19 protein-coding genes are annotated in these 21,121 nt (G+C 74.6%); 5 read left to right on the plus strand and 14 right to left on the minus strand.

Annotation, left to right across the window (positions count from 1 at the left end):
• The 3 genes from ACFWEJ_RS14155 to ACFWEJ_RS14165 all read right to left on the minus strand — a co-directional run.
• On the minus strand, positions 1–311 hold a 311-nt coding region (locus tag ACFWEJ_RS14155; protein ID WP_377229836.1), incomplete at its 3' end, for a TetR/AcrR family transcriptional regulator.
• Positions 312–368: 57 nt separating this feature from the next.
• Positions 369–1,265, minus strand: coding sequence for an NADP-dependent oxidoreductase (locus tag ACFWEJ_RS14160; protein ID WP_377229837.1), 897 nt, complete (start codon positions 1,263–1,265; stop codon positions 369–371).
• 66 nt (positions 1,266–1,331) lie between these two features.
• A complete protein-coding gene (locus ACFWEJ_RS14165; RefSeq protein WP_377229838.1) occupies positions 1,332–2,558 on the minus strand; it encodes a YibE/F family protein in 1,227 nt (408 codons plus the stop codon).
• A gap of 181 nt (positions 2,559–2,739) precedes the next feature.
• Between ACFWEJ_RS14165 and ACFWEJ_RS14170 the strand changes: the two genes are divergently transcribed.
• Positions 2,740–3,369: a hypothetical protein gene (locus ACFWEJ_RS14170; protein WP_377229839.1), complete on the plus strand. Its 630-nt coding sequence runs from the start codon at positions 2,740–2,742 to the stop codon at positions 3,367–3,369.
• Here ACFWEJ_RS14170 and ACFWEJ_RS14175 read toward each other — a convergent pair.
• Positions 3,252–4,358, minus strand: coding sequence for a hypothetical protein (locus ACFWEJ_RS14175; RefSeq protein ID WP_377229840.1), 1,107 nt, complete (start codon positions 4,356–4,358; stop codon positions 3,252–3,254). The genes ACFWEJ_RS14170 and ACFWEJ_RS14175 overlap by 118 nt on opposite strands.
• A 1,830-nt stretch (positions 4,359–6,188) precedes the next feature.
• Here ACFWEJ_RS14175 and ACFWEJ_RS14180 point away from each other — a divergent pair.
• Positions 6,189–6,818, plus strand: a complete 630-nt coding sequence (locus ACFWEJ_RS14180; protein ID WP_377229841.1) for a hypothetical protein — start codon at positions 6,189–6,191, stop codon at positions 6,816–6,818.
• 35 nt (positions 6,819–6,853) lie between these two features.
• Here the strand turns inward: ACFWEJ_RS14180 and ACFWEJ_RS14185 are convergent, their stop codons facing one another.
• The 3 genes from ACFWEJ_RS14185 to ACFWEJ_RS14195 form a co-directional block, all read right to left on the minus strand.
• Positions 6,854–8,098: a glycosyltransferase gene (locus ACFWEJ_RS14185; RefSeq protein WP_377229842.1), complete on the minus strand. Its 1,245-nt coding sequence runs from the start codon at positions 8,096–8,098 to the stop codon at positions 6,854–6,856.
• Positions 8,099–8,313: 215 nt separating this feature from the next.
• Positions 8,314–8,727 (minus strand): nitroreductase/quinone reductase family protein, encoded by a 414-nt coding sequence (locus ACFWEJ_RS14190; RefSeq protein WP_377229843.1) that lies wholly within the window; start codon positions 8,725–8,727, stop codon positions 8,314–8,316.
• Positions 8,727–9,557: an SDR family NAD(P)-dependent oxidoreductase gene (locus tag ACFWEJ_RS14195; RefSeq protein ID WP_377229844.1), complete on the minus strand. Its 831-nt coding sequence runs from the start codon at positions 9,555–9,557 to the stop codon at positions 8,727–8,729. Before ACFWEJ_RS14195 ends, ACFWEJ_RS14190 begins: the two co-directional genes overlap by 1 nt.
• Positions 9,558–9,671: 114 nt before the next feature.
• On the opposite strand from ACFWEJ_RS14195, the gene ACFWEJ_RS14200 reads away from it, so the two are divergent.
• Positions 9,672–10,295, plus strand: a complete 624-nt coding sequence (locus ACFWEJ_RS14200; RefSeq protein ID WP_377229845.1) for a TetR/AcrR family transcriptional regulator — start codon at positions 9,672–9,674, stop codon at positions 10,293–10,295.
• Between the two features lie 24 nt (positions 10,296–10,319).
• Here ACFWEJ_RS14200 and ACFWEJ_RS14205 read toward each other — a convergent pair whose 3' ends face one another.
• The gene (locus ACFWEJ_RS14205; protein WP_377229846.1) at positions 10,320–10,976 is read right to left on the minus strand and encodes a TetR/AcrR family transcriptional regulator; all 657 of its coding nucleotides are present in this window, start codon (positions 10,974–10,976) and stop codon (positions 10,320–10,322) included.
• A gap of 52 nt (positions 10,977–11,028) precedes the next feature.
• Between ACFWEJ_RS14205 and ACFWEJ_RS14210 the strand changes: the two genes are divergently transcribed.
• A complete protein-coding gene (locus tag ACFWEJ_RS14210; protein WP_377229847.1) occupies positions 11,029–12,459 on the plus strand; it encodes a DHA2 family efflux MFS transporter permease subunit in 1,431 nt (476 codons plus the stop codon).
• Here ACFWEJ_RS14210 and ACFWEJ_RS14215 read toward each other — a convergent pair.
• The 6 genes from ACFWEJ_RS14215 to ACFWEJ_RS14240 all read right to left on the minus strand — a co-directional run bounded on the left by ACFWEJ_RS14215 (position 12,443) and on the right by ACFWEJ_RS14240 (position 19,791).
• Positions 12,443–13,846 (minus strand): serine/threonine protein kinase, encoded by a 1,404-nt coding sequence (locus tag ACFWEJ_RS14215; RefSeq protein ID WP_377229848.1) that lies wholly within the window; start codon positions 13,844–13,846, stop codon positions 12,443–12,445. The two genes, ACFWEJ_RS14210 and ACFWEJ_RS14215, sit on opposite strands and share 17 nt — an antisense overlap.
• Positions 13,847–13,881: 35 nt before the next feature.
• Positions 13,882–15,441 (minus strand): serine/threonine-protein kinase, encoded by a 1,560-nt coding sequence (locus tag ACFWEJ_RS14220; protein ID WP_377229849.1) that lies wholly within the window; start codon positions 15,439–15,441, stop codon positions 13,882–13,884.
• A 34-nt stretch (positions 15,442–15,475) separates the two neighbouring features.
• Positions 15,476–17,221, minus strand: coding sequence for a serine/threonine-protein kinase (locus ACFWEJ_RS14225; protein ID WP_377229850.1), 1,746 nt, complete (start codon positions 17,219–17,221; stop codon positions 15,476–15,478).
• A gap of 124 nt (positions 17,222–17,345) precedes the next feature.
• Positions 17,346–18,182 carry an HAD family hydrolase gene (locus tag ACFWEJ_RS14230; RefSeq protein WP_377229851.1) on the minus strand — a complete coding sequence of 279 codons (837 nt, stop codon included), beginning with the start codon at positions 18,180–18,182 and terminating at the stop codon, positions 17,346–17,348.
• A 156-nt stretch (positions 18,183–18,338) separates the two neighbouring features.
• The gene (locus tag ACFWEJ_RS14235) at positions 18,339–18,947 is read right to left on the minus strand and encodes a putative glycolipid-binding domain-containing protein (protein ID WP_377229852.1); all 609 of its coding nucleotides are present in this window, start codon (positions 18,945–18,947) and stop codon (positions 18,339–18,341) included.
• Between the two features lie 85 nt (positions 18,948–19,032).
• A complete protein-coding gene (locus ACFWEJ_RS14240) occupies positions 19,033–19,791 on the minus strand; it encodes an SDR family NAD(P)-dependent oxidoreductase (protein WP_377229853.1) in 759 nt (252 codons plus the stop codon).
• A 212-nt stretch (positions 19,792–20,003) separates the two neighbouring features.
• On the opposite strand from ACFWEJ_RS14240, the gene ACFWEJ_RS14245 reads away from it, so the two are divergent.
• Positions 20,004–21,005, plus strand: a complete 1,002-nt coding sequence (locus ACFWEJ_RS14245) for an AraC family transcriptional regulator N-terminal domain-containing protein (RefSeq protein WP_377229854.1) — start codon at positions 20,004–20,006, stop codon at positions 21,003–21,005.
• The last annotated feature ends 116 nt before the right edge of the window (positions 21,006–21,121 follow it).

Below are 21,121 nucleotides of genomic sequence, written 5' to 3' on the forward strand. Positions count from 1 at the left end.
GCTGCCGACATCAGCGGGTCGGCCAGCAGCGCCTCGACGCCCGCGCGGTAGAGCGCGCTCAGCGCGACCGGGCGCGGCAGGTGCGCCGTGAGCTCGTCCACCCGTGCGCCGAGCCGGGTGGTGGAGCGCAGCAGGACGGCGTCGAGCAGCTCGTGCTTGCCCGCGAACTCGCGGTAGACGCCGCCCTTGCTCACCCCCGCGGCGTCCGCCACGGACTGCATCGACATCGCGTCGAAGCCGCGGTCGAGCACGAGCCGTTCGGCGACGTCGAGCAGGGTCTCCCGGCGGTCCGGGATGGTCGGTCTGGGCATGCGCACCTCCGTAGTGACCCAAACTACCGCATTGGTCACTACGGGTGAACCGCCAGGTCAGGGCACGAGCACGACCTTGCCGCCGGCGTGCCCGCCGTCGACCAGCTCCTGCCCCCGCGCCGCCTCCGCGAGCGGCAGCACGTGTGCGACCGGCACGGCCACCTCGCCGCGCAGCACGAGACCGACGAGGTCCGCGAGTTCGGCGGCCGAGGGCTCGGACCGCTCGTTGAACTCCACGCCGAGGTCGTGCGCCGCCGGGTCGGTGAGGGTCAGCACGCGGTCGGTGCCGCGCCGCAGCTCGATGCTGTCCGGCAGCACACCGGCTCCGGAGGTGTCCAACACGGCGTCGACGACGGGCGTGAGCCCGCGGACCCGCCCGACGAGCCCGGCGCCGTACGTCGTGGGCGTCGCCCCGTAGGCCGCGACCCGCCCCTGGTTGGCGGGCGACGCCGTGCCGATCACGCGCACGCCCGCCGCTACGGCGAGCTGGGTCACCAGCCCGCCGATGCCGCCGCTGGCCCCGTGCACCAGCAGGGTCTCCCCCGGCTGCGGGCCGAGGATGCGCAACGCCCGCCGGGCGGCCTCGCCCACCACGGGCAGCGCGGCCGCCTGCGTCACGGCGAGCCCGTCGGGCACCGGGGCCCACCGCTTCAGGAGGGCCAGCTCCGCGGCGCCCCGACTGGTCCACCCGGTGACCCGGTCACCCGGGGCGACCCCGGCGACGTCCGCCCCCACCTGGTCGACGACGCCGACGACCTCCAGCCCCGGCACCGCCGGGAGGCGGGTCCGGAACACGGGCTCCATGGCTCCCGAACGGACCTTGCCGTCGAAGGCATTGAGGCCCACCGCCTCGACCCGGACCCGGACCTGCCCCGGGCCTGCCTCCGGCTCCGGGACCTCACCGAGGTGCAGCACGTCGGGCCCGCCGAACTCGTCGTACACCACTGCGCGCATCGTGCGTCCTCTCCTCAGGACCAGTCTGCCCGCCGTGTGTGACACCGCGGTTCAGGTCTCCGTAGTTCAGGACTCCGACGCCCGGGCCTGCGCGGCCCACGCCTCCGAGACGGGCGCCATCAGCTCGGGGTCCGACGACGGCTCGAGGCCGGCGTCGCCCACGAGGCCCGTCGTCGGCCCCGGGACGGTGAGGGTGGCGATCGCGGTGGTCACGGGGATGGCGAGCACAAGGCCGATCGAGCCCACAAGGGTGCGCACCACCTCCTCAGCGATCTCGCCCGAGGTCAGGGCGGTGAGCGGCGACTGGTCCACGAGCCAGACGATCATGAGCAGCGGCAGTGCGGCGCCCACGTAGGCGAACGCGATCGTGTAGACGGTCGAGGCGATGTGGTCGCGGCCGATCCGCATGGCGCTCGTGAAGAGCTCCGCCCGGGTCGCGGTCGGCGCGACGGCGCGCAGCTCCCACACCGCCGAGGCCTGTGTGATGGTCACGTCGTTCAGCACGCCCAGGCCGGCCAGGACGATGCCGCACAGCGCGATCCCGCGCAGGTCGGCGAGGGGCGCGCTGGACGGCAGGAAGGCAGAGGCCTCGTCGGAGGTGCCGGTGATCTGCGCGGCGCTCGACGCCCAGGCGGCGATCCCCGCCGTCAGCGCGAGGCCCACCAGCGTGCCCAGCAGCGCCGTCGAGGTGCGCGCCGACAACCCGTGCGCCAGGTACAGGGTGACGAACATGATCAGCGACGACGTCACGAGCGCCACGCCGAACGCGTTCTGCCCCGCGAGCAGGGCCGGCATGGTGAAGCCGAGGAGTACCACGAACGCGATCCCCAGCCCGGCCATCGCCGCCAGCCCGCGCCACCGCGCCACGAGCAGCACCACCAGCGCGTAGACGACGGCGAGCAGCGCGATCGGCAGCTCGCGCTGGAAGTCCATGAACACGAGCGGGTCGACGCCGGGCTGCGCGACTCCGGAGATGTCCACGGCTGTGATGCGGTCGCCCTCGGCGAGCGGGACCGACGGACCGGGCGACTGCATCCGGGAGGCCCCGCCGTCGGCCAGCTCCACCGGGATGCTCCCCGTGGCCGGGTCCGCGGGGCCCGCGATCGTGACGTCCACGAAGGACGTGCCCTCGGCCCGGTTCGGCACCCGGTCGGGCACGTCGCCGGCGTTCGGCCAGAGCAGCCACAGCCCGGCCAGCGTGGCGAGCAGCGCCGAGACCAGGATCATGACCAGGAAGAACGTGGTCTTCGGCGCGGCAGGGCCCGCCGAGCCGTGCGAGGGAGCATGCGCCATGCCGACATCCTGGCTCACGAGTGCGCCGCGGGCGCGGCGAGAGAAGGCTTTGTCCACAGGCCGCCGAAAACCGGGGAGTGCGCCATCCAATATCACCGGATTTACCTCATAGGCGTCAACTAACGACACAACCGGCGTATCGGCTGTGGATGAATTGCGACGATCACCTCCCTGGTGTGACATGGGACGAGGATTTTTCATCAAACCCGACACCTCAGGCGGTCTTTCCTTGCGAACACCAGCGAAGGTCACACTCGTAGCCCTGGTCGCCGTCGTCCTGCTCGTCGCCGTCGCGGTCGGGAGCTGGTCGATCCGGGGCGCGCAGGCGAACAGCGCCGATCAGGCCGCTTCCGCTGCCATTGCCGCTGCCGAAGACATCAGGGTCGGGGTGCCGACCGTGGTGTCGGCGCAGACCCTCGAACAGGTCTCGGCGAACCATTACCCCTTGTACTGGGCGGGAGAGATCCCTGACACCAAGATCGAGCTGACCCTCACCGCCAACAGCGGAACTTTTGTCCGTTATCTGCCGCAGAATGCGAAAGCAGGCGACCCCGACAAATACCTCACCGTCGCCACCTATGAGGCAATCTCGGGATACGACGGCCTGAAGTCCGCCGACGAGGATCTCGCGACCGTCGAGCACAGCAAGAGTGGTGCGGTCATCGCCGTGTTCGACGACCGCCCCCTCTCGACCTATTTCTCGTTCCAGAACGCCGCTTTCCAGGTCGAGGTCTTCTCACCGGAGAAGGACGAGTCGAAGAAGCTGACCGACGACGGCACCATCGGGCTCGTCGGCGGAGAGGCTTCGTGACCTGGTACCGGAGAGCGGGTCGCACCACCCTGACGGTGGGCGCGACCGCGGTGCTCTTCCTCGCCGGCGGCCGCCTCGGAGCCGACGCCGATGCCGCGAGCGGCCCGGACAACCCCTGGGCGGGCCAGCAGCCCCCGGGAGTGCGCGGCCCGGTGTTCGGCGACCTCGAGGACACGACCGGTGAACCCGGCGAGACAGGGCGCACCGGCCCCGTCGGCCCGCAGGGAGCGGACGGCGCACGGGGAGTCCCGGGCCCCGGCGGCCCGCCCGGCCCCCGGGGTGAAGACGGCGCGCGCGGCCCGGACGGTGCCGACGGCGAGCCGGGCGCGAACGGGGTCGATGGCACGGACGGCGTCGACGGCACCGATGGTGTGGACGGCACTGATGGTGCAGACGGCACGGACGGGGCGGACGGTGTCGACGGAGCCCAGGGACCCGCCGGGCCGATGGGCATTGTCGGCCCACAGGGCGCTCCAGGTGCCGACGGCGCGGACGGCGCGACTGGGGCGCAGGGAGCCGACGGAGCCCAGGGGCCTGCTGGCCAGGAGGGCGCGCAGGGAGCCGACGGCACGGACGGTGTCGACGGCGTGGACGGCGCCCATGGCGCAACCGGTGCACAAGGAGCCGACGGGGCGCAGGGACCTGCCGGGCAGCAGGGTCCCGCGGGTGTGCAGGGTGCTGCGGGTGCAGACGGTTCCGACGGCGCGACGGGACCGCAGGGTGCTGACGGCAGCGACGGCGCTGACGGAGCGCAGGGTGCGGACGGAGCGACCGGAGCGCAGGGAGCGGACGGGGCACAGGGAGCAGACGGCGCGCAGGGGCCTGCCGGGCCTCAGGGTGCAGCAGGCTCGGAAGGGCCCGAAGGCGCGCAGGGACCGGCCGGCCCGCAAGGTCCCCAGGGCAGCACGGGGTCTGCGGGCGAGGCCGGCGCGCAGGGCGAGACAGGCCCGCAGGGAGCCGACGGCGCGCAGGGCGCCACCGGATCTCAAGGCGCTAGTGGTGCCGACGGTGCCGATGGCGCCACGGGCGCGCAGGGTGCTGACGGAGCCGACGGTCCGCAGGGCCCTGCCGGAGCACGGGGCGCTTCAGGAGCTGACGGTCCGGAGGGCGTACAAGGACCGGCCGGTCCGCAGGGGCCCCAAGGAGCGGACGGCGAGACAGGGCCGCAGGGCGCAAACGGAGCTGACGGCGCACAAGGCGCTGACGGTGCGCAGGGCGCTGACGGTGCTGACGGTTCAACCGGCCCTCAGGGCGCGGACGGCGCGCAGGGCGCCGACGGCGCACAAGGCTCCCAGGGGGCCGACGGCCCGCAAGGACCCACCGGCCCCCAAGGCGCTTCGGGCGCGGACGGACCCGTGGGCGCACAGGGACTGGCAGGACCGCAGGGGCCTCAGGGTGACGTCGGGCCCGAGGGCGAGACCGGCGCACAAGGAGCGGAAGGCGCCGCAGGCCCGCAGGGCGCGGACGGGACCGACGGTGCTCAAGGACCGCAGGGGTCCGACGGTGCGACCGGAGCTCAGGGCGCGGACGGCACGGACGGGACCGACGGCGCACAGGGCGCAACAGGCGCCCAAGGCTCGGACGGGGCACAGGGCGCACAGGGTGCGGCCGGACCGCAGGGCCTTGACGGATCAGACGGTGCCGACGGCCCGCAAGGCGCGACCGGCGCGCAGGGAGCATCGGGTGCGGACGGCGCTCAGGGCGCGACCGGTGCGCAAGGACCGACCGGTCCACAGGGCGCGTCGGGCACGGGCGGACCTGCGGGCGTGCAAGGACCGGCCGGACCCCAGGGCCCTCAGGGCAGTGTCGGTCCGGAGGGACAGACGGGCGCCCAGGGCGCCCCCGGAACTGACGGCGTGATCGGACCACAGGGCACGACCGGACCGCAGGGGGCAGACGGAGCGCAGGGGTCGGACGGAGCGCAAGGCTCGGACGGCACTGACGGAACCGACGGCCCGCAGGGAGCCGACGGGGCCCAAGGCGCGGCCGGAGCAGACGGCGCCACGGGCGCCCAGGGTGCTGATGGCGCGACCGGACCGCAAGGCGCAGACGGCAGTGACGGAACCGACGGCGCACAGGGCGCAACAGGCCCGCAGGGAGCGGCAGGTTCACAGGGCGCCGACGGGGCCCAAGGCGCGACCGGAGCAGACGGCGCCACGGGCGCCCAGGGTGCTGATGGCGCGACCGGACCGCAAGGCGCGGACGGGGCTGACGGAGCCGACGGTTCGCAGGGCGCCGACGGCGCTCAAGGTCCTACCGGGCCTCAGGGCGCTGCCGGACCCCAGGGAGTGCAGGGGCCCGCCGGGCCACAGGGCCCTCAGGGCACCGACGGCGTCGACGGCGCACCAGGCACACAAGGAGCTACCGGCTCGCAAGGTGCCACAGGTCCCCAGGGCACGGCGGGTGCCCAGGGCCAGACAGGGCCACAGGGCACGTCCGGAGCCACTGGCGCACAGGGTCCCCAAGGCACCCAGGGCACAGCCGGAACACAGGGCCCGATCGGTCCGCAGGGCCTCACTGGAACCCAGGGCGCGACCGGCACACAAGGTCCCGTCGGCACCCAGGGCGCAACCGGCACACAGGGCGCCGTCGGACCGCAGGGCACACCGGGCACGCAAGGCGCGACCGGCGCGCAAGGCGCCGCAGGTCCGCAGGGCACACCGGGCGCGCAGGGAGCAACAGGCCCGCAAGGCACCCCAGGCGCCCAGGGCACCACCGGAGCCCAGGGCGCCACCGGCGTGCAAGGCCCCACCGGACCCCAGGGCCTCACGGGTCCCACGGGACCACAGGGTCCCGCCGGCCCGCAGGGGCCCCAGGGCGTGCAGGGGGCAACGGGCACCCAGGGCGCGACCGGCACGCCGGGCACGGCCGGCGCCCAAGGCGCGACCGGGACCGCGGGTGCGCAGGGCCCCGCGGGCCCGCAGGGCGCCGTCGGGCCACAGGGGGCGACCGGTGCGCAGGGTCCCGCCGGGCCACAGGGCGCCAACGGGACGCAGGGCGCCCAGGGCGCCGCCGCGCCCGCGAACGGCGGGTACTTCTACACCACGTCGACGGCGGGGCAGAACGCGAACACGGTGGTGCCCCTGACCACGGCCGGCGCCACCTACGGCACCGGCGTGGCGCTCAACGGCGGCGCGATCACGCTGCCCGCGGGCACCTACGTCGTCACCTACTCCTGGTCCGCGGACGCCGTCGGCGACCTCGCGGGTGCCGCCAGCGAGGTCGTCTCGGCCTACCTCGTCCTCAGCGGCACCGAGGTCCCCGGGTCCCGGATCCGGTCGACGACGGCGACCCTGTCGAGTGTGGACGGCTACGTCAGCAACACCATCACCCTCTCGACCACGGGCGGCACGCTCCAGCTCTTCAACGGCAACCGCGCCGTCACCCACGGCACCACGAACCTGAGCGGGTTCGTCGGCAGCGTCAACGTCCAGCAGGTCACCCGCTGAGCCGGCCGGCCCGTCAGTAAACCGTCAGCACACCGTCAGCAGAGCAGCGGACCGCCCTGGCGGGGGCCGTCCTTGACCGCCACGAGCTGGGCGCCCACGTAGGAGATCTTGTGGGTGCGGTCGAACTCCGTCGGGAAGTATGTGCGCAGGCCGCCGACCTGGAACCGCAGGTGTGCGCTGCCCGGGAACGCCCGTTCGCGCAGCGGGGCCTGGGTGAGGTACCAGAAGCTGTTCTCGTTCCACCAGGCCACGTGCGTCGGGTCCTGGAAGGCGCCGCGCCCGTCGGTGCTCGGCGTCGTCGTCAGCACCAGTCCCCCGTGCGCGAGCACCCGGTGGCACTCGGTGAAGAACGCGTACCGGTCCGGGATCCGCTGCAGCAGCTCGGTCGCGACGATCACCCCCACCTCCCCGTCGCCGTACGGCAGCACCGGGTAGTCCGCGTCGATCCCGAGGTCGTCCGCGCCGGGGACGAGCGTCCGCGCCGACCACTGCGCCGTGTGCAGGTCGATCGACGCCAGCCCGGCCCGCTTGGCCCAGGCCACCGCGAGCCCGGCGATGCCGCGGTGGTAGCGCTCCACGGTCTCGCGCTGGATCAGCTTGTTGATCCGTCCCTCGCGCTGCGTGTTCCCGTCGTGGATGCGCTGCAGGTACAGGCAGGCGTCGACGTGGTGGAAGTCGCCGACCTCGTACAGGCGCATCATCAGGTCCTGGTCGTCGAGCACCTCCAGCGACGCGTCGTACCCGCCCACCCGGTCGTACGCCGAGCGCCGGAAGGCGCGCACGTGGTTCGGGGCGTACCAGATGTAGCCGACGTTGTGCGGGCTGGGCGCGAGCGCCCGGCAACGGTTCACGAGCATCTGGTTGACGTTCGCGGGCGCGTACTCCCAGCCCATCGCCGGGTTGAAGGTGTCGAAGTTGGGCGAGCCGTCCGCGTTGATCTGCGCGAAGTCGGAGTACACGAGCACCGCGTCCCGGTGCCGGTCGAACGCGTCGACCACCTCGGCCAGGCAGCGCGGCGCCAGGACGTCGTCGTGGTCGAGCTCGAGGAGGATCTCACCGGTCGCGAGCGCGCACGCCTCGCGCTTGATCGCGCCCACGAGACCGGTGGCTTCCCCGCGCAGGACCCTGATCCGCGGGTCCGGCTCCGGCGGTTCCCAGCGGGCGTCGCCGTTGAGCAGGACGATCCACTCCCAGTCGCGGTACGTCTGGGCGACGACGCTGCGGTAGCAGTCGTCGAGATACCCCGGCGCATGACTCGGCGTGAAGACGGATACCCTCACGTGCCCGCGACCTCCCGTGCCCGTCGTCGATGCCACAGTCGATGCCGCTGTCGATGCCGCCCGGTGCGGCCTGGTCGCCCGGCCTGCGCAGGGCCGTTGCTCCGCGCAAGGTCATTCCTAAGGGACGACGGTCCCGCTCGCATCCCCAGCCCGACGCCCGACGCCCGACGCCGGAAGCCCGCGCCGGAGGCCCGCCGCCGGACAGCCGGCACCGCTCAGTCGAGGAAGCTCACCTCGACCAGGCGGCACCGGCGCACCCAGTCCTCCAGGTCGACCGGCTGGGCCAGGTGGCCGGGGTTGGCCGGCTGGTTGAGGTCGGCGACGATCTCGGTGAGCACCGCGCGCCGCTCCGCGTCCTCGGTGACGGGCCGGGCGGTCGCCCGCAGGTCCGCCCGCACGCCGCGCTTGAGGTGGAAGGTGAGGGCCGGCTCGGCCACCAGGTTCACGTACCAGCTCGGCCGGTCGACCGTCCCGCTGCACAGGTACGTGCGGCCGGCCACGTGGTAGAAGAAGATCTCGATCCGCCGGGGCAGGCCGGTGCGCCGCCCCGTCGTCGTGATGTCGACGATCCGCTGCCGGGTCGTCGCGGCCGGCGTGATCTCGACCGCCCGGCGCACCGCCGCGTCCATCAGGCCGCCTCACCCTCGTGACGCGCTGCGGCGTCCTCAGCCCCCGGGGCGTCCACGGCGTCGTACCGCAGAGCCGGCCCCAGCAGCAGCCCGCCGTCCACCACGAATTCCGACCCGGTGGCGTACGCGGCGTCCTCGGAGGCCACGAACAGCGTCAGCCGGGTCACGTCCTCGGGCTGCCCGACGCGCGGGATCGCGAACGGGTCGGGCGTGTAGACGGCCGCGACGGGCGTCGCTCCGGGCGCCGCCGGCTCGGTGATGAACGCGGTGGCGACCGCGCCGGGGTGGACCGAGTTCACCCGGATCCCATCGCGGCCCAGCTCCATGGCCGCCGTCCGGGTCAGGCCGCGCAGCGCCCACTTGCTCGTGGTGTAGGCCGCGAAGTACGGCGTGGCGGTGTTCGCCATGGACGAGGCGATGTTCACGATCGAGCCGCCCCCGCCGCGCCGCATCGACGGCGTGACGGCGCGGATCCCGAGGAACTGGCCGGTCACGTTGATGTCGAGCTGGCGCTGCCAGTCGGCCAGCTCGGTGTGTTCCACCGTCGCGGCGGCCTGCGGCACGCCCGCGTTGTTCACCAGCACCGACACCGGCCCGAACCGCTCCTCGGCCGCCGCCACGGCGTCGGTCCACTGCCGCTCGTCGCGCACGTCGAGGGTGACCGCCAGGGCCCGCTCCCCCAGCTCGGCCGCCAGGCCGGCCCCGCGCTCCGGGTTCCGGTCCCCGATCACCACATGGGCACCCTCCGCGTGGAAGGCGCGCACGTGGCTGACGCCCATGCCGCCGCCCGCACCCGTGACCAGGACCGTCTTGTTCTCGAATCGCCGCACGGCGTGTCCTCTCGTCGAGTTGCGAGTCACTCGACTCGCAACGACGACGACGGTACGTCGGGCGATGGTTGCGAGTCAAGCGACTCACCTCGCAGGTTCCGGCATGATGGACGCATGGCGACAGGGACGGGCGTGTACCACCAGCAGCTCGCGGAGCAGAAGCGGACCGCGATCATCGACGCCGCCACCCGCCTGTTCATGGCCCACGGCTACGCGGGCGCGTCGCTGGCCCGGGTGGCGCAGGACGCCGAGGTCTCCAAGGCCACGCTCTTCAAGCAGTTCCCCACCAAGGCCGCCCTGTTCGAGGCGGTGGTGACGCAACAGTGGGACGCAACCGACGACGACCGCACGACACCGGAGCCAGGCGACCTCGCGCGCGGCCTGCGGGTGTACGGGCGCCGCTACGCCGCCCTCATGTCCCGCCCCGAGATGGTGGGCCTGTACCGGATGGTGATCGCCGAGATGCCGCGGTTCCCGCAGATCGCCGACACCCAGTTCGAGACCGGGAAGATGCCGTTCTTCCGGGCGGTCCAGCACTACCTCCAGGCCGAGCACGACGCCGGCGCGGCGCGCGTCGACGACACGCTCATGGCAGCGACGAACTTCCTGGGCATGATCGGCAGCTACGCGTTCTGGCCCCGGCTCATGGTGGTGGGCTGGGACCCGACGCCGGCCGAGGTCGAGAACGCCGTGGACGAGGCCGTGGCGACGACCGTCGCCCGCTACGGCACCGCGTAACCCCCGGGGTGCCGAACTTTCGGGTCAGCCGCGCGGCCCGAACGCCGCCAGGAACGTGTCGACACCGGCGTTGACCGGCCCCACGGCCTCGGCTGGGTCGATCGGGCGCGCCCCGTACGCGCTGCGCGTGAGCACCTCGTCCTGCACCAGCGCCATGAAGTGCCGGGCGGCCCGCGCCGGGTTGTCGGTGTGCAGGCGCCCCGTCGCGGCGAACTGGCCGAACTTGCCCGCCAGGCGGTCCAGGGTGCGGTCCCGCCCGGCGTCGCGGACGGAGTCGACGGCGTCGCCGAACCGCGGCGACTCGGCGAACTGCAGCCGGATCACCGCCGCCCCCTCGGCGTCCGTGACGCACGCGACGATCGACGCCCCGAGCCGCTCCAGCTCGGCGCGCAGGTCGTCGGTGTCCACGTCGATCGAGTCGACGATCCGCGACACCCGCTCCCCCGACCGCGCGGCGTACTCGGTGATCACCTCGAGGAAGAGCGTGCGCTTGTCGCCGAAGTGGTTGTAGACCGTCGGCTTGGCCACGCCCGCGTCGCGGGCGATCTCGTCGACGGACGCGTCGGCGAAGCCGTCCCGCGCGAAGACCAGCAGCGCCGCGTCGAGGATCGCGCGGCGCTTGTCCGGGCGCGCCCCACCCCGCCGTCGGGCGGCCGTCCCCTCGTCCGTGTGCGTACTCATTACGCAGATCCTACCTTGACCGCTGTACCGGCGAGGTGCATATAGTGAACTCATGAGTTCAGTTCAGCGAACTGCTGAGTCCACACCTGTGCCCGCGCCCCGGCTGGGCGCCCTCGCGACGGTCCTCGTGGCGGGCGGCGTCCTGGCCCTGCTGTCCACCACGGTCGTCGGCGTCGCCGTGCCCGACCTCGCGGACGACCTGCGGGTCTCCGAGGCCGACGCGTCCTGGGTCGCCACGGTCGCGCTGCTCGCGGCGGGCGTGGCGATCCCCCTGTCCGGCTGGGCCACCACCCGCTTCGGCACGCGCGCCACCTGGCTGGTCGCGCTCGGCCTGTTCGCCGTCGGCCTGGCCGCCTCCGCCCTCGCCCCGACGTTCCCGGTGCTCGTGGTGGCCCGCGTCGTGCAGGGCCTGGGGGCCGGGGCCCTGGAGCCGATCATGCTGACGGCCCTGGCGCGCGCCGTCGACCCGGCCCGGATGGGCCGCGTCATGGGCTCCGCGGCGGCCGCCATGTCGATCGGGCCGCTGCTCGGCCCCGTGACCGGCGGCTTCCTGGTCGGCGCGGTCGGCTGGCGGGCGGTGTTCGGCGTCATCGCCGTGGCCGCGGCGGCCCTGTGGGTCGTGTCGCTGCTCGTGGTCCGGGACGACGAGCGCGCCCCGGCGGCCCTCGACCTCGGGGGGCTCCTGCTGCTCTCGGCCGGCACGACGGCCCTGCTCGCCGGGTTCTCCCGCGCGGCCGCGCCAGACGGCGTCGACCCGCTCGCGGTCGCGCTCGTCGTGGGCGGCGCGCTCGCCCTGCTCGCCTTCGTGCGGTGGGCCCGACGCCGCGGCACGACGGCGATCGTCGACCTCGGCACCTTCTCCGCCCGCGGCTACGGCGCCGCCGTCGGCGTGATGGCCCTGCTCGGCGCGGCCGTGTACCCCGCGTTCTTCGGACTGCCTCAGCTCTTCCAGTCGGTCGGCGGCCTCTCGCCCGCGGCGGCGGGCCTGCTGGTGGCGCCCTACGGCCTCGGCACCCTCATCGCGATGCCGCTCACGGGCCGGCTCTCGGACTCGGTCAGCACCGGCCTGCTCGTGCGGGTCGGGGCCGGCGTCGCCGCCGTCGGCTTCGCGGGCTACCCGCTGGCCGGGATGCTCGACGGCGCCGCCCGAACCGCCCTGTACGCCGTGCTCGGCCTGGTCGTGGGGCTGGGCATCGGCTCGGTCGGCAGCCCGACCGTCTCGTCGATCTACCGCGCGCTGCCGCCCGCGCGCATCGCGCCGGGCACCACGATCCTGTTCGTCACCAACCAGCTCGGCGGCGCGCTCGGCGTGGCGGTCCTGGCCGGGATCGTCGGGATCCTGGGCGGCGGGCGCTGGGACGCCGACGTCGCGGGCTGGCCCCTGACCGTCCCCGTCGTCGCGTGCCTCGCGGTCGCGGGGCTCTCGGCCCGGCTGGCCAGCGCCGACACGGCTGGGGCGGGCCGCGCTACAGCAAGAGCGTGACCGCCGCGAACACCAGGGCCGCCACCGCCACGCCGACGGCGATCATGAGCGCCAGGGAGGTCCGAGAGCCCGGTCCCGCACCGCCGCCGGCGCTCCGGCCGGAGCCCGACGCCGACCGGTCGTCCTGGGCGCCCCGGGGCAGGATCGACACCGGCTGCGCTGGCGCACCGGAGGCGGTGGGACCGGACGAGTGCCCGACCACGGCGGGACCGGTCTCGGCGGAACCGCCGGCGGCGACAGCGGCGGCAGCGGTGCCGGCGTCGCCGGGCGGGACGTCCAGCCGTGCCGTGTCCAGCTGCTTCGTCAGCGCCGACGTCTCGGTCGCGTCCAGCCTGGCCGTGTCCAGCTGTTCCGTCGCGTCCGGCCCGGCCGTGTCGAGCTGCTCCGTCGCGTCCAGCGCCCCGGCCGCGCTGGGACCGGACCCGCTCCGCGCCGGCCTCGCCACGGGCGCCACCGGCGTGATCCGCGCCGTCGGCTCCGCGGGGATCGCGGGCGCCAGCGGCGCCGACCGGCCCCGGCCCAGCACCGCCCACTGCGCGAGGTCGCCGGTCAGCCCGGCGGGCAGCACCCACGCACCCGGAGACCCGGCCGCCAGCCGCCGGCGCAACGCCGCGAGGGTGGGCCGCTCCCCGGGGTTCGCGCGGACGGCGGCGGCCACCGGCTCGACCAGGTCGTCCGGCAGGCCCGTGAGGTCGGGCTCGTCGTCCCGCATACGGCGGGCCAGCTCCCCGGAGGCGCCGGAGCCGAACGGCCCGCGCCCCGTCACGGCGTACGTGAGCACGGCGCCGATGCCGAAGACGTCGGCGGGCGACCCGGGCTCCAGGCCGCGCGCCACCTCCGGGGCCAGATAGGCGACGGCGTCCGGCACGAGCCGCGGGAGCGTGACCGTGACGGCCTCCAGCGCGCGGGCGAGGCCGAGCCCGGTCACCACCGGGCCGTCCGCGGTGAGGACCACGGAGGACGGGTCGAGGCCGCGGTGCACCTGGCCGGAGCCGTGGACGGCGGCCAGGGCGTCCGCGAGCGCCACGGCCAGGCTCCGCACGGCGGCGGCCGGGAGCGGGCCGTGCGCCTCGACGGCCTCGCGGAGCGAGGGCCCGGGCAGGAAGTCGGCGGCGATCCACGGGGTGCGCGCGGCCAGGTCGGCGTCGCGCACGCGCTGCACGTGGTCGGCGCGGAGCCGTCGTGCGCCGTCCGCGCCCTCGGTCAGGAGCGCGAGGACCTGCGGGTCCCACGCGATCTGTTCGCCGACCACGGTCACCTCGGCGAACAGCCCGTCCGCCGACCGGCCGAGGTAGGCCGGGCCCAACCGGCCGACCCGGAGTCGGCCCCGCAGGTGGTAGGGGCCCAGCTCGCGGGGATCGCGGTCGCCCAGCGGTTCCAGCTCCATGGTCGGTGTCCTCTCGGTGGTCCGGAACGGCAGGGTCAGAACAGCCCGTCCAGGATGGTCGACATGTCGACGGGGACCCCGCACGCCACGCTGCGGGAGTCGGTCGCCTCGGCGGCCGGCTCGCCGTCCAGCCCGATCCGGCAGGTGATGTCGTCCGCGCCGTCGCCCTCCGCGGCGACGGTCAGCGACAGGAGCTTCGACTCGACGGGGATGGTGCCCGTCCACGGCGTCACCACCGTGAAGCCGTCGCCGTTGCCCTGCTGCCCCTGCTGGGTGCCCTCGTCGTCCGAGGTGACGACCGTGGCGTTGTAGGTCACGGTCAGCACCTCGCCGTCCCGGGGGGTCACGATCTCGAGCTCCACGCTGTGCGGCGCGTCCACGGGTCCGGCGCCCAGGTGCTCGCCGGACAGGCTGTAGAAGCCGCTCGCCACGGCGTCGGCGGGGGTGGCATCCTGCGCCGCGAACCACCACACGCCGCCGGCCACCGCGGCGGCCCCGGCCGCCGCGAGTGCCCACCACCGCCGGCGCCGGCCCGCGCCACGCCCACCGACCCGGGCACCGCCGGGCCCCGCTCCCGCTCCCGTGCTCGTGCCCGCGCGGTCGCCCGTGTCGACGGCGTCCTCGACGCCCTCCAGGACCGGCGCCCGGACCACCTCGGTGACCGCGGGCGCCTCCCACGTCTGCAGGTCCTTGAGCTCCTGCGCGCGCTCCGCGACCAGCGGGCCGACGCCGGTCGGCAGCCGCCACGGCGCCACCGCGCCCGCGACCGCAGCAGCACCGGCCCCGGCGCCCGAAGCCGGCCGGAGGCGGTCGAGCACCTGCGCCGTCGTCGGCCGGTCGGCCGCGTCCTTGGCGAGGCAGTCCGCGATCAGCCCGCGCAGCTCCTCGGGCACCTCGCCGAGGTCGACGTCCTCGTGCACGACGCGGTAGACGACCGCCTCGGTGGGGCCGCCGCCGAACGGCGAGCGCCCCGTGGCCGCGAAGTGCAGCACGCACCCCAGGGCGAACACGTCCGACGGCGGTTCGGCCTCCCGTCCGCGCACCTGCTCGGGCGACATGTAGGCGGCGGTGCCGAGCACGTCGCCCGACGTCGTCACCGACGTCGCGTCGACGGCGCGCGCGATGCCGAAGTCGATGACCCGCGGGCCGTCGGCCGTCAGGAGCACGTTGGCGGGCTTGAGGTCCCGGTGCACCAGGCCCGCGGCGTGGATCGCCTCCAGGCCGCCCACCAGCCCCGCGCCGAGCGCCCGGACCGCCTCGACGTCGAGCACGCCGCCGCGCTGCACCACCTCGTGCAGCGACGGGCCGGGCACGTAGGCGGTGGCCATCCAGGGCCGGTCGGCGTACGCGTCGGCGTCGACCACCTCGGCCGTGTGGTAGCCGCCGACCGCCTGGGCTGCCTCGACCTCCCGGGCGAACCGGACACGGAACTCGTCACCCTGCGCCAGGCCCGGGTGGATCACCTTGACCGCGACGACGCGCCCGCCGCGCGAGCGGCCCACGTAGACCTGGCCCATGCCGCCGGCGGCGAGCCGGCCCAGGAGGCGGTACGGGCCTGCCTGGGCGGGGTCGTCCGCCCGGAGTGCCTCGATCACGGGCGCACCTCGGGCAGCCGTGCGACGCGGCGCATCAGCCGTTGCCCTCCTGGGTCTGGCCGGCCTTGCCCAGCAGGTTGTCCAGGTACTCCTGGAACTCAGGGGTGCCGGGCTCGGGCATGTCGTCCAGCCGCTCCTGCTGCTCCTTGGTCTGCTCCTTGGCCAGCTTCTCGCTGTTCTCGCGCATCTCGTCCATCTGCGCCTGGATCTCCGGGGGCAGGAGCATGCAGCCCACGTTCACCTGCCCGGCCTCCTCGGCGACCACCTCGCCGTCGATCAGGATGCGGCAGGAGACCGCGACGTCCGTGTCGGTGGTCAGCATGGCCATCCGGTCACGCCAGCCGGCCTCGGCGGACAGCGTGATGTTCGCCCCGTCGACCGTGCCGTTGGCGGTGATCGTCCTGCTCCACGGGAGCTCGATCTGGGTATACAGCTTGTCGGGGTCCATCTCCATCACGTCCTCGGCGCTGCGGAACGAGTCCCCGAAGCCGGACGGGCCGAGGCGCCCGTCGTAGCGCACGCCCACCTCCGTGGTGGCCGCGTCCGTGCCCGTGGCCGTCACCTCGAACGTGACCTCGTGCTCCTCGTCCGGCACGGTGAGCTGCATGTTGCCGACCGACGGCGACGGCCCGGCGTCCGGCGTCCCGCCGTCGGGGGTCAGCACACCCGCGACGGCGACGGCGGCGACCGTGCCGACGGCCACGGCCGCCACCCCGATGCCGGACCACCTCGCCGCCGGGGTCCGCCACCAGGGCCGGGCCGGGGCGTCGTCGGGCCCGCCCGCCGGCACGGCGCCGGCGGCCTGCGCCCCGCCGCCCGCCAGCACGTCCCCGCGCCGCGTGCCCGGGTCGCCGACCCGCTCGGTGGCCGCGGGGTCGTGCCGGGCCACCGACACCACGCCCGCCTCGGCCCCGCCCACCTCGGCGCTGCGTTCCGCGATCATCGCGACGACGCCGGCGGGCAGCTCCCAGCTGTTGGTACCCGTGGCGAGCCGGTCCACGACGTCGGACAGCGCGGGGCGCTCCTCCGGCTCCTTCGCGAGGCAGGACCCCACCAGGTCGCGGATGCCCGACGGCACACCGGTCAGGTCCGGCTCGTCGTGGACCACGCGCCGGGCGACGTCCTCGGCCGCGCCGCCGCCGAACGGGCTGCGCCCCGTGCAGGCGAAGCCCAGCACCGAACCGAGCGCGAAGACGTCGGACGCCGGGGTGATGTCCAGGCCGCGCACCTGCTCCGGCGACATGTAGGGCGCCGTGCCGATCGAGCCCTGCCGGGTCAGGGAGGTCGCGTCCCGCTCCAGCGCGATGCCGAAGTCCACGACCCGGGGGCCGTCGTCGGCCAGCAGGATGTTGGACGGCTTGAGGTCGCGGTGCACCAGGCCCTGGTCGTGGATGGCGCTCAGGGCCTCGGCGAGGGTGGCGCCCAGGGTGCGGACCACCGACAGAGGCATCGCGCCCTCCTGGTCCACCGCGTCCTGCAGCGAGGGGCCCGCCACGTAGGCGGTGGCCATCCACGGCCGCTCGGCGTCGGGGTCGGCGTCGACCACCTGCGCCGCCCAGAAGCCGCCGACCCGCCGCGCCGCGGCGACCTCGCGCCGGAAGCGCGTGCGGAACTCGGCGTCGCCCGCCAGGTCGGGGTGGATGACCTTGACCGCCACGGGCCGTCCGGTGCGCGGGCGGCCCAGGTACACGCTCCCCATGCCACCCGCGCCGAGGCGCCCCTCGAGCACGTACGGACCGACCTCGCGCGGATCCCCGCTGCTGAGCGCTGCGACTGGCACTGTGCCCCCGACTCCCCTGACCGCCCCGGACCGGCTTCCGCGGCGGGCTGCTGGCCTGATGGTAGAGGGCCTAACGTTTCGGTTCAATCGGTCGGCGGACGGGCCGCGCTACCGTTCGGGCAGGTCAGGCCGCCGACAGCAGGAGCGCGTCGCGCAGCGCCGACGCCGCGCCGTCCTGCTCCACGGTGCCCGTGACACGGTGGGCGGCGGCGCGGACGGTGGCGGGCGCATGCCCCATGGCGATCGACACGGCCGCCCAGGCGAACATCTCCAGGTCGTTCTCCCCGTCGCCGACCGCCAGGGTCCGCGACGGCGCGACGCCGAGCTCCACGCGGATGCTCTCCAGCGCGATCGCCGCGCTGACGCCGGGGGCGGTGACGTCCACCCAGTCCACGCGGGCGGGGATCGCGGTGACCCCGGACGCACGCAGCGCCGGAGCGAGGCGCTGGGCCCACTGCCCGTACACGACCAGGCGCGGCGTCGGCCGCGCCCAGATGTCCTCGACCTGGCGCAGCACCTCCTGGTGCCCGTGGAGCTGCTGCTCGGGGAACCGCCGGGTGACGCGGTACCCGGTGCCGACCACCTCGGCCGCGAGCCGGAGGTCCGGCCGGATGCGCGTGACCAGCCGGACCACGGGCTCGGCCGCCACGGTCCGCACCTCGACCACCGAGTAGCCGTCCGGGTCCAGGCGTGCGGTCACGGCCCCGTTCGCCGCGACCACCCAGCCCTCGCGGACCCCGAGCTGCCGCACCACCTGCACCGCGCCCGACAGCGACCGGCCGGTGGCGATCACGAGGTGGTGCCCGGCGGCACGCACCGCCGCGAGCGCCTCGACGACGGCGGGGGTGGCCCGGCGGCCGGTGCGGACGAGGGTCCCGTCGACGTCGCAGGCGACGAGGGCGGGCGTGGACGTGGGTACGTCGGGCGGTGCTGCGGTGGCCCCGGAGGCGGTCGCGGTCACGATATTCCCCTGGTGATAGGTGGCGGGGCCATCATCGCGCATACTAGGACATTTTGGAACTCGCGTTTCGGGCCGAGAGGGATGTTATCCCAGGTCAGAGGCCTGTAGCGGCCGAAACGATACACGGCGGGCCGGGTGAATGACGCACCCGTCCGGTCAGCGCTCGCGGACGGCGATGCCCGGGTACTCCAGCACCAGCCCGGAGGGGTCGAAGGTGAGCACGCAGGCGAAGTCGAAGGTCGCCGAGGTGTAGTCGAGGCTGAGCACGTCGGGAGTGTGCTCCCGGAGCCGGTACTCCTGATCGATCGGCTCGACTGAGAGGTCGCCGGCCCGGACGAACAGCGCGGGCGCGGCGCTGGCCCGCCCGGGCCGCAGGTCGATCCGGTGCACCGGCAGCGTGTTCGTCACGGCGGACGACTCGAGGTCCACGTCGACGCAGTCGTCGAACCGGTCGTCGGGTACGCCGTCGACGAGCCAGCGCGCTCCGCCCGCCGGGTTGTCCGCCTCCGTGAGGTCGGCTCGTTCAAGGGTGACGCGGAGGGTCTCGGCGGCCGTCAACGCCTCGATCCGGACCTCGCGGGTGCGCCACCGGTGGTCGACGTCGATCCGGTACCCGACCGACCACGCCTCGGCGCCCTCGGCGGCGGTGGTGTGCCCGCGCAGCACCAGCCCGTCCGCCGTCGGCCGGACGAACAGCACCTCGAAGCCGGCCCGGACCCCGGTGTGGGTCCAGGCCGACACCTCGGGCATCGGTCGAAACCGCATGGTCCGACCCTAGCGACAGGCGCGCCGCCCGCACGGGCTACGGGCTGAACCGCTCACAGGTCGATCCGCCTGCGGGTTGATCCGCCTACAGGTTGAAGCCGCCGGTCACCTCGATGTCCTGCGCGGTGATCCAGCGGGCGCCGTCGGACAGGAGGAACGCGATGGCGGAGCCGGCGTCGTCGGGCTCGCCGAGGCGGCCCAGCACGGTGCGGCCGACGAGCTGCGCCGTGACCTCGGGGTACTCCTCGAACGCGCCACCGGCGAACGGGGTGCGCGTGGGCCCCGGGGACACCGAGTTCACGCGGATGCCGCGCGCGCCCAGCTCCTTGGCGAGGTAGCGGGTCAGCACGACGACGGCGCCCTTCATCGACCCGTAGGCCGAGTACCCCTCGGACAGCCCGGCGGTGCCGGCGGAGCTGCTGGCGGTGTTCACGATCGCGCCGCCGTCCTCGATCAGCGGCAGCAGGGTCTGCGTCACCAGGTAGGGACCCTTGAAGATGACCCGGTAGAAGTCGTCGAGCTGCTTCTCGGTGGTGTCCGCGAACAGGGTGCCGCCGCCGTAGCCGGCGTTGTTGACCAGGCCCGTGACGGTCCGCGCGCCCCAGGTCTCGGCCAGCGCCCGCTCGACGGCGGCCCGGAACGCCGGGAACGTGGCGCTGTCGCCCACGTCGAGCGGGAGCGCTACGGCGGTGCCGCCGGCCTCCTCGATGCGTTCGACGGTCTCCAGCGCGCCGTCCCGGTTCGCGTTGTAGGTGACGACGACGCCGGAGCCGCCCTCCGCGGCGCGGATCGCGGCGGCCTGCCCGATGCCGGAGCTGGCCCCGACGACGATGGTGATCGACATGTCTGCCTCGTTCTCTGATTGTCTCGACTGCTTGCCGGATAGTGCTTCTGGTGGACTCGCTCGGGTCGGGACGGTGCGGCCCTGACTCCTCGACAAGTCAAGGCGGTGGCGGGCCTCGATGGTGATAGCGTTCCTCGCGCGTTCTTGCCTGATCCTGCTCGCAGGGGTGTTGCGCGGGGCCGGAGCGTCGTCGGAGGAGGAAGGTGGGCGGCATGGACCTCGACGAGCTGCGCGCGCTCATGGACCGACGGGCGCCCGCCGGCACCAGCGAGCCGCTGCCCGGGGTGTTCCTCTCGCGCGAGACGCGGCCGGGCGACCCGGAGGCCGCCACGACGGGCACCACGTTCGCGCTCATCATGCAGGGCACCAAGGAGCTGCGGCTGGGCGCCGAGACCGTCGTGTACGGGCCCGGCGAGTACCTGGTCACGTCGATCGACCTGCCGGTCATCGGGCGGTTCACGCAGGCGAGCGAGCAGGCCCCGGCCCTGGGCTTCGGGATGACGCTGACCGCGCCGGCGATCGCGGAGCTGCTGCTGTCGGCGGGGGCTGCGGCGGCGGGAGCCGGGGCGGCGGGAAGCGCGTCGGCGAGCACCGGGTCCCCGGCAGCGGCGTCGCCGGACGCCGCACCAACCGAAACCGCTCGCGGTTCGGGCCTGCTCGGCGCGCCCGGCCCGGGGCTCGGCCCCGCCGTCCCCGCGCTGGCGACGAGCCGGGCGCCGGCCGAGCTGCTGGACGCCGTCGGACGGCTGATCCGCCTGCTCGACAGACCGCGCGACCTCGCGGTGCTCGGACCGATGGTGCAGCGGGAGATCCTCTGGCTGCTGGTCACGGGACCGCAGGGCGACACCGTGCGGCAGCTCGGGCTGGCCGGCAGCAAGCTCACGCGAGTCAGCGCCGTGGTGCAGTGGATCCGGGACAACGCCGCCGAGCCGCTCCGCGTCGAGGACCTCGCCCGGCGCGCAGGCCTGAGCGTCTCCGCGTTCCACCGCACGTTCCGCGCGGTGACCGGGTCGAGTCCGCTCCAGTTCCAGAAGCAGCTCCGGCTGGCCACCGCGCGCCAGATGCTCGCGTCGCGGAACACGAGCGTCACCCGGGTCGCGTTCGACGTCGGCTACGAGAGCGCGGCCCAGTTCAACCGGGAGTACCGCCGCCTGTTCGGCACGCCGCCGGGCCGCGACCGCAACCGGCAGGCCGGCGCCGCGGCCGTCGGCTGACGGCCGCGGGCGAACGCCCCGCCGCCCGCCGACCCGTCGACCAACCCAGCGCCGGACGACCCGTCGAATGACCCACCGCCTGACGACCATGCACCTGCTGCCAAACAGACCTGCCT

Source organism: Promicromonospora sp. NPDC060204, assembly GCF_042728455.1.
Taxonomy (GTDB): domain Bacteria; phylum Actinomycetota; class Actinomycetes; order Actinomycetales; family Cellulomonadaceae; genus Promicromonospora.

What these genes read in the sequence shown, in the direction of transcription:
- ACFWEJ_RS14160 (WP_377229837.1), bottom strand. Translation starts at nt 1,265, where the DNA reads ATGCGCGCAGTGGTGTACGACGAGTTCGGCGGGCCCGACGTGCTGCAC.
- ACFWEJ_RS14170 (WP_377229839.1), top strand. Translation starts at nt 2,740, where the DNA reads ATGGGACGAGGATTTTTCATCAAACCCGACACCTCAGGCGGTCTTTCC.
- ACFWEJ_RS14200 (WP_377229845.1), top strand. Translation starts at nt 9,672, where the DNA reads ATGGCGACAGGGACGGGCGTGTACCACCAGCAGCTCGCGGAGCAGAAG.
- ACFWEJ_RS14235 (WP_377229852.1), bottom strand. Translation starts at nt 18,947, where the DNA reads ATGCGGTTTCGACCGATGCCCGAGGTGTCGGCCTGGACCCACACCGGG.
- ACFWEJ_RS14215 (WP_377229848.1), bottom strand. Translation starts at nt 13,846, where the DNA reads ATGGAGCTGGAACCGCTGGGCGACCGCGATCCCCGCGAGCTGGGCCCC.
- ACFWEJ_RS14245 (WP_377229854.1), top strand. Translation starts at nt 20,004, where the DNA reads ATGGACCTCGACGAGCTGCGCGCGCTCATGGACCGACGGGCGCCCGCC.
- ACFWEJ_RS14190 (WP_377229843.1), bottom strand. Translation starts at nt 8,727, where the DNA reads ATGGACGCGGCGGTGCGCCGGGCGGTCGAGATCACGCCGGCCGCGACG.
- ACFWEJ_RS14165 (WP_377229838.1), bottom strand. Translation starts at nt 2,558, where the DNA reads ATGGCGCATGCTCCCTCGCACGGCTCGGCGGGCCCTGCCGCGCCGAAG.
- ACFWEJ_RS14240 (WP_377229853.1), bottom strand. Translation starts at nt 19,791, where the DNA reads ATGTCGATCACCATCGTCGTCGGGGCCAGCTCCGGCATCGGGCAGGCC.
- ACFWEJ_RS14210 (WP_377229847.1), top strand. Translation starts at nt 11,029, where the DNA reads ATGAGTTCAGTTCAGCGAACTGCTGAGTCCACACCTGTGCCCGCGCCC.
- ACFWEJ_RS14205 (WP_377229846.1), bottom strand. Translation starts at nt 10,976, where the DNA reads ATGAGTACGCACACGGACGAGGGGACGGCCGCCCGACGGCGGGGTGGG.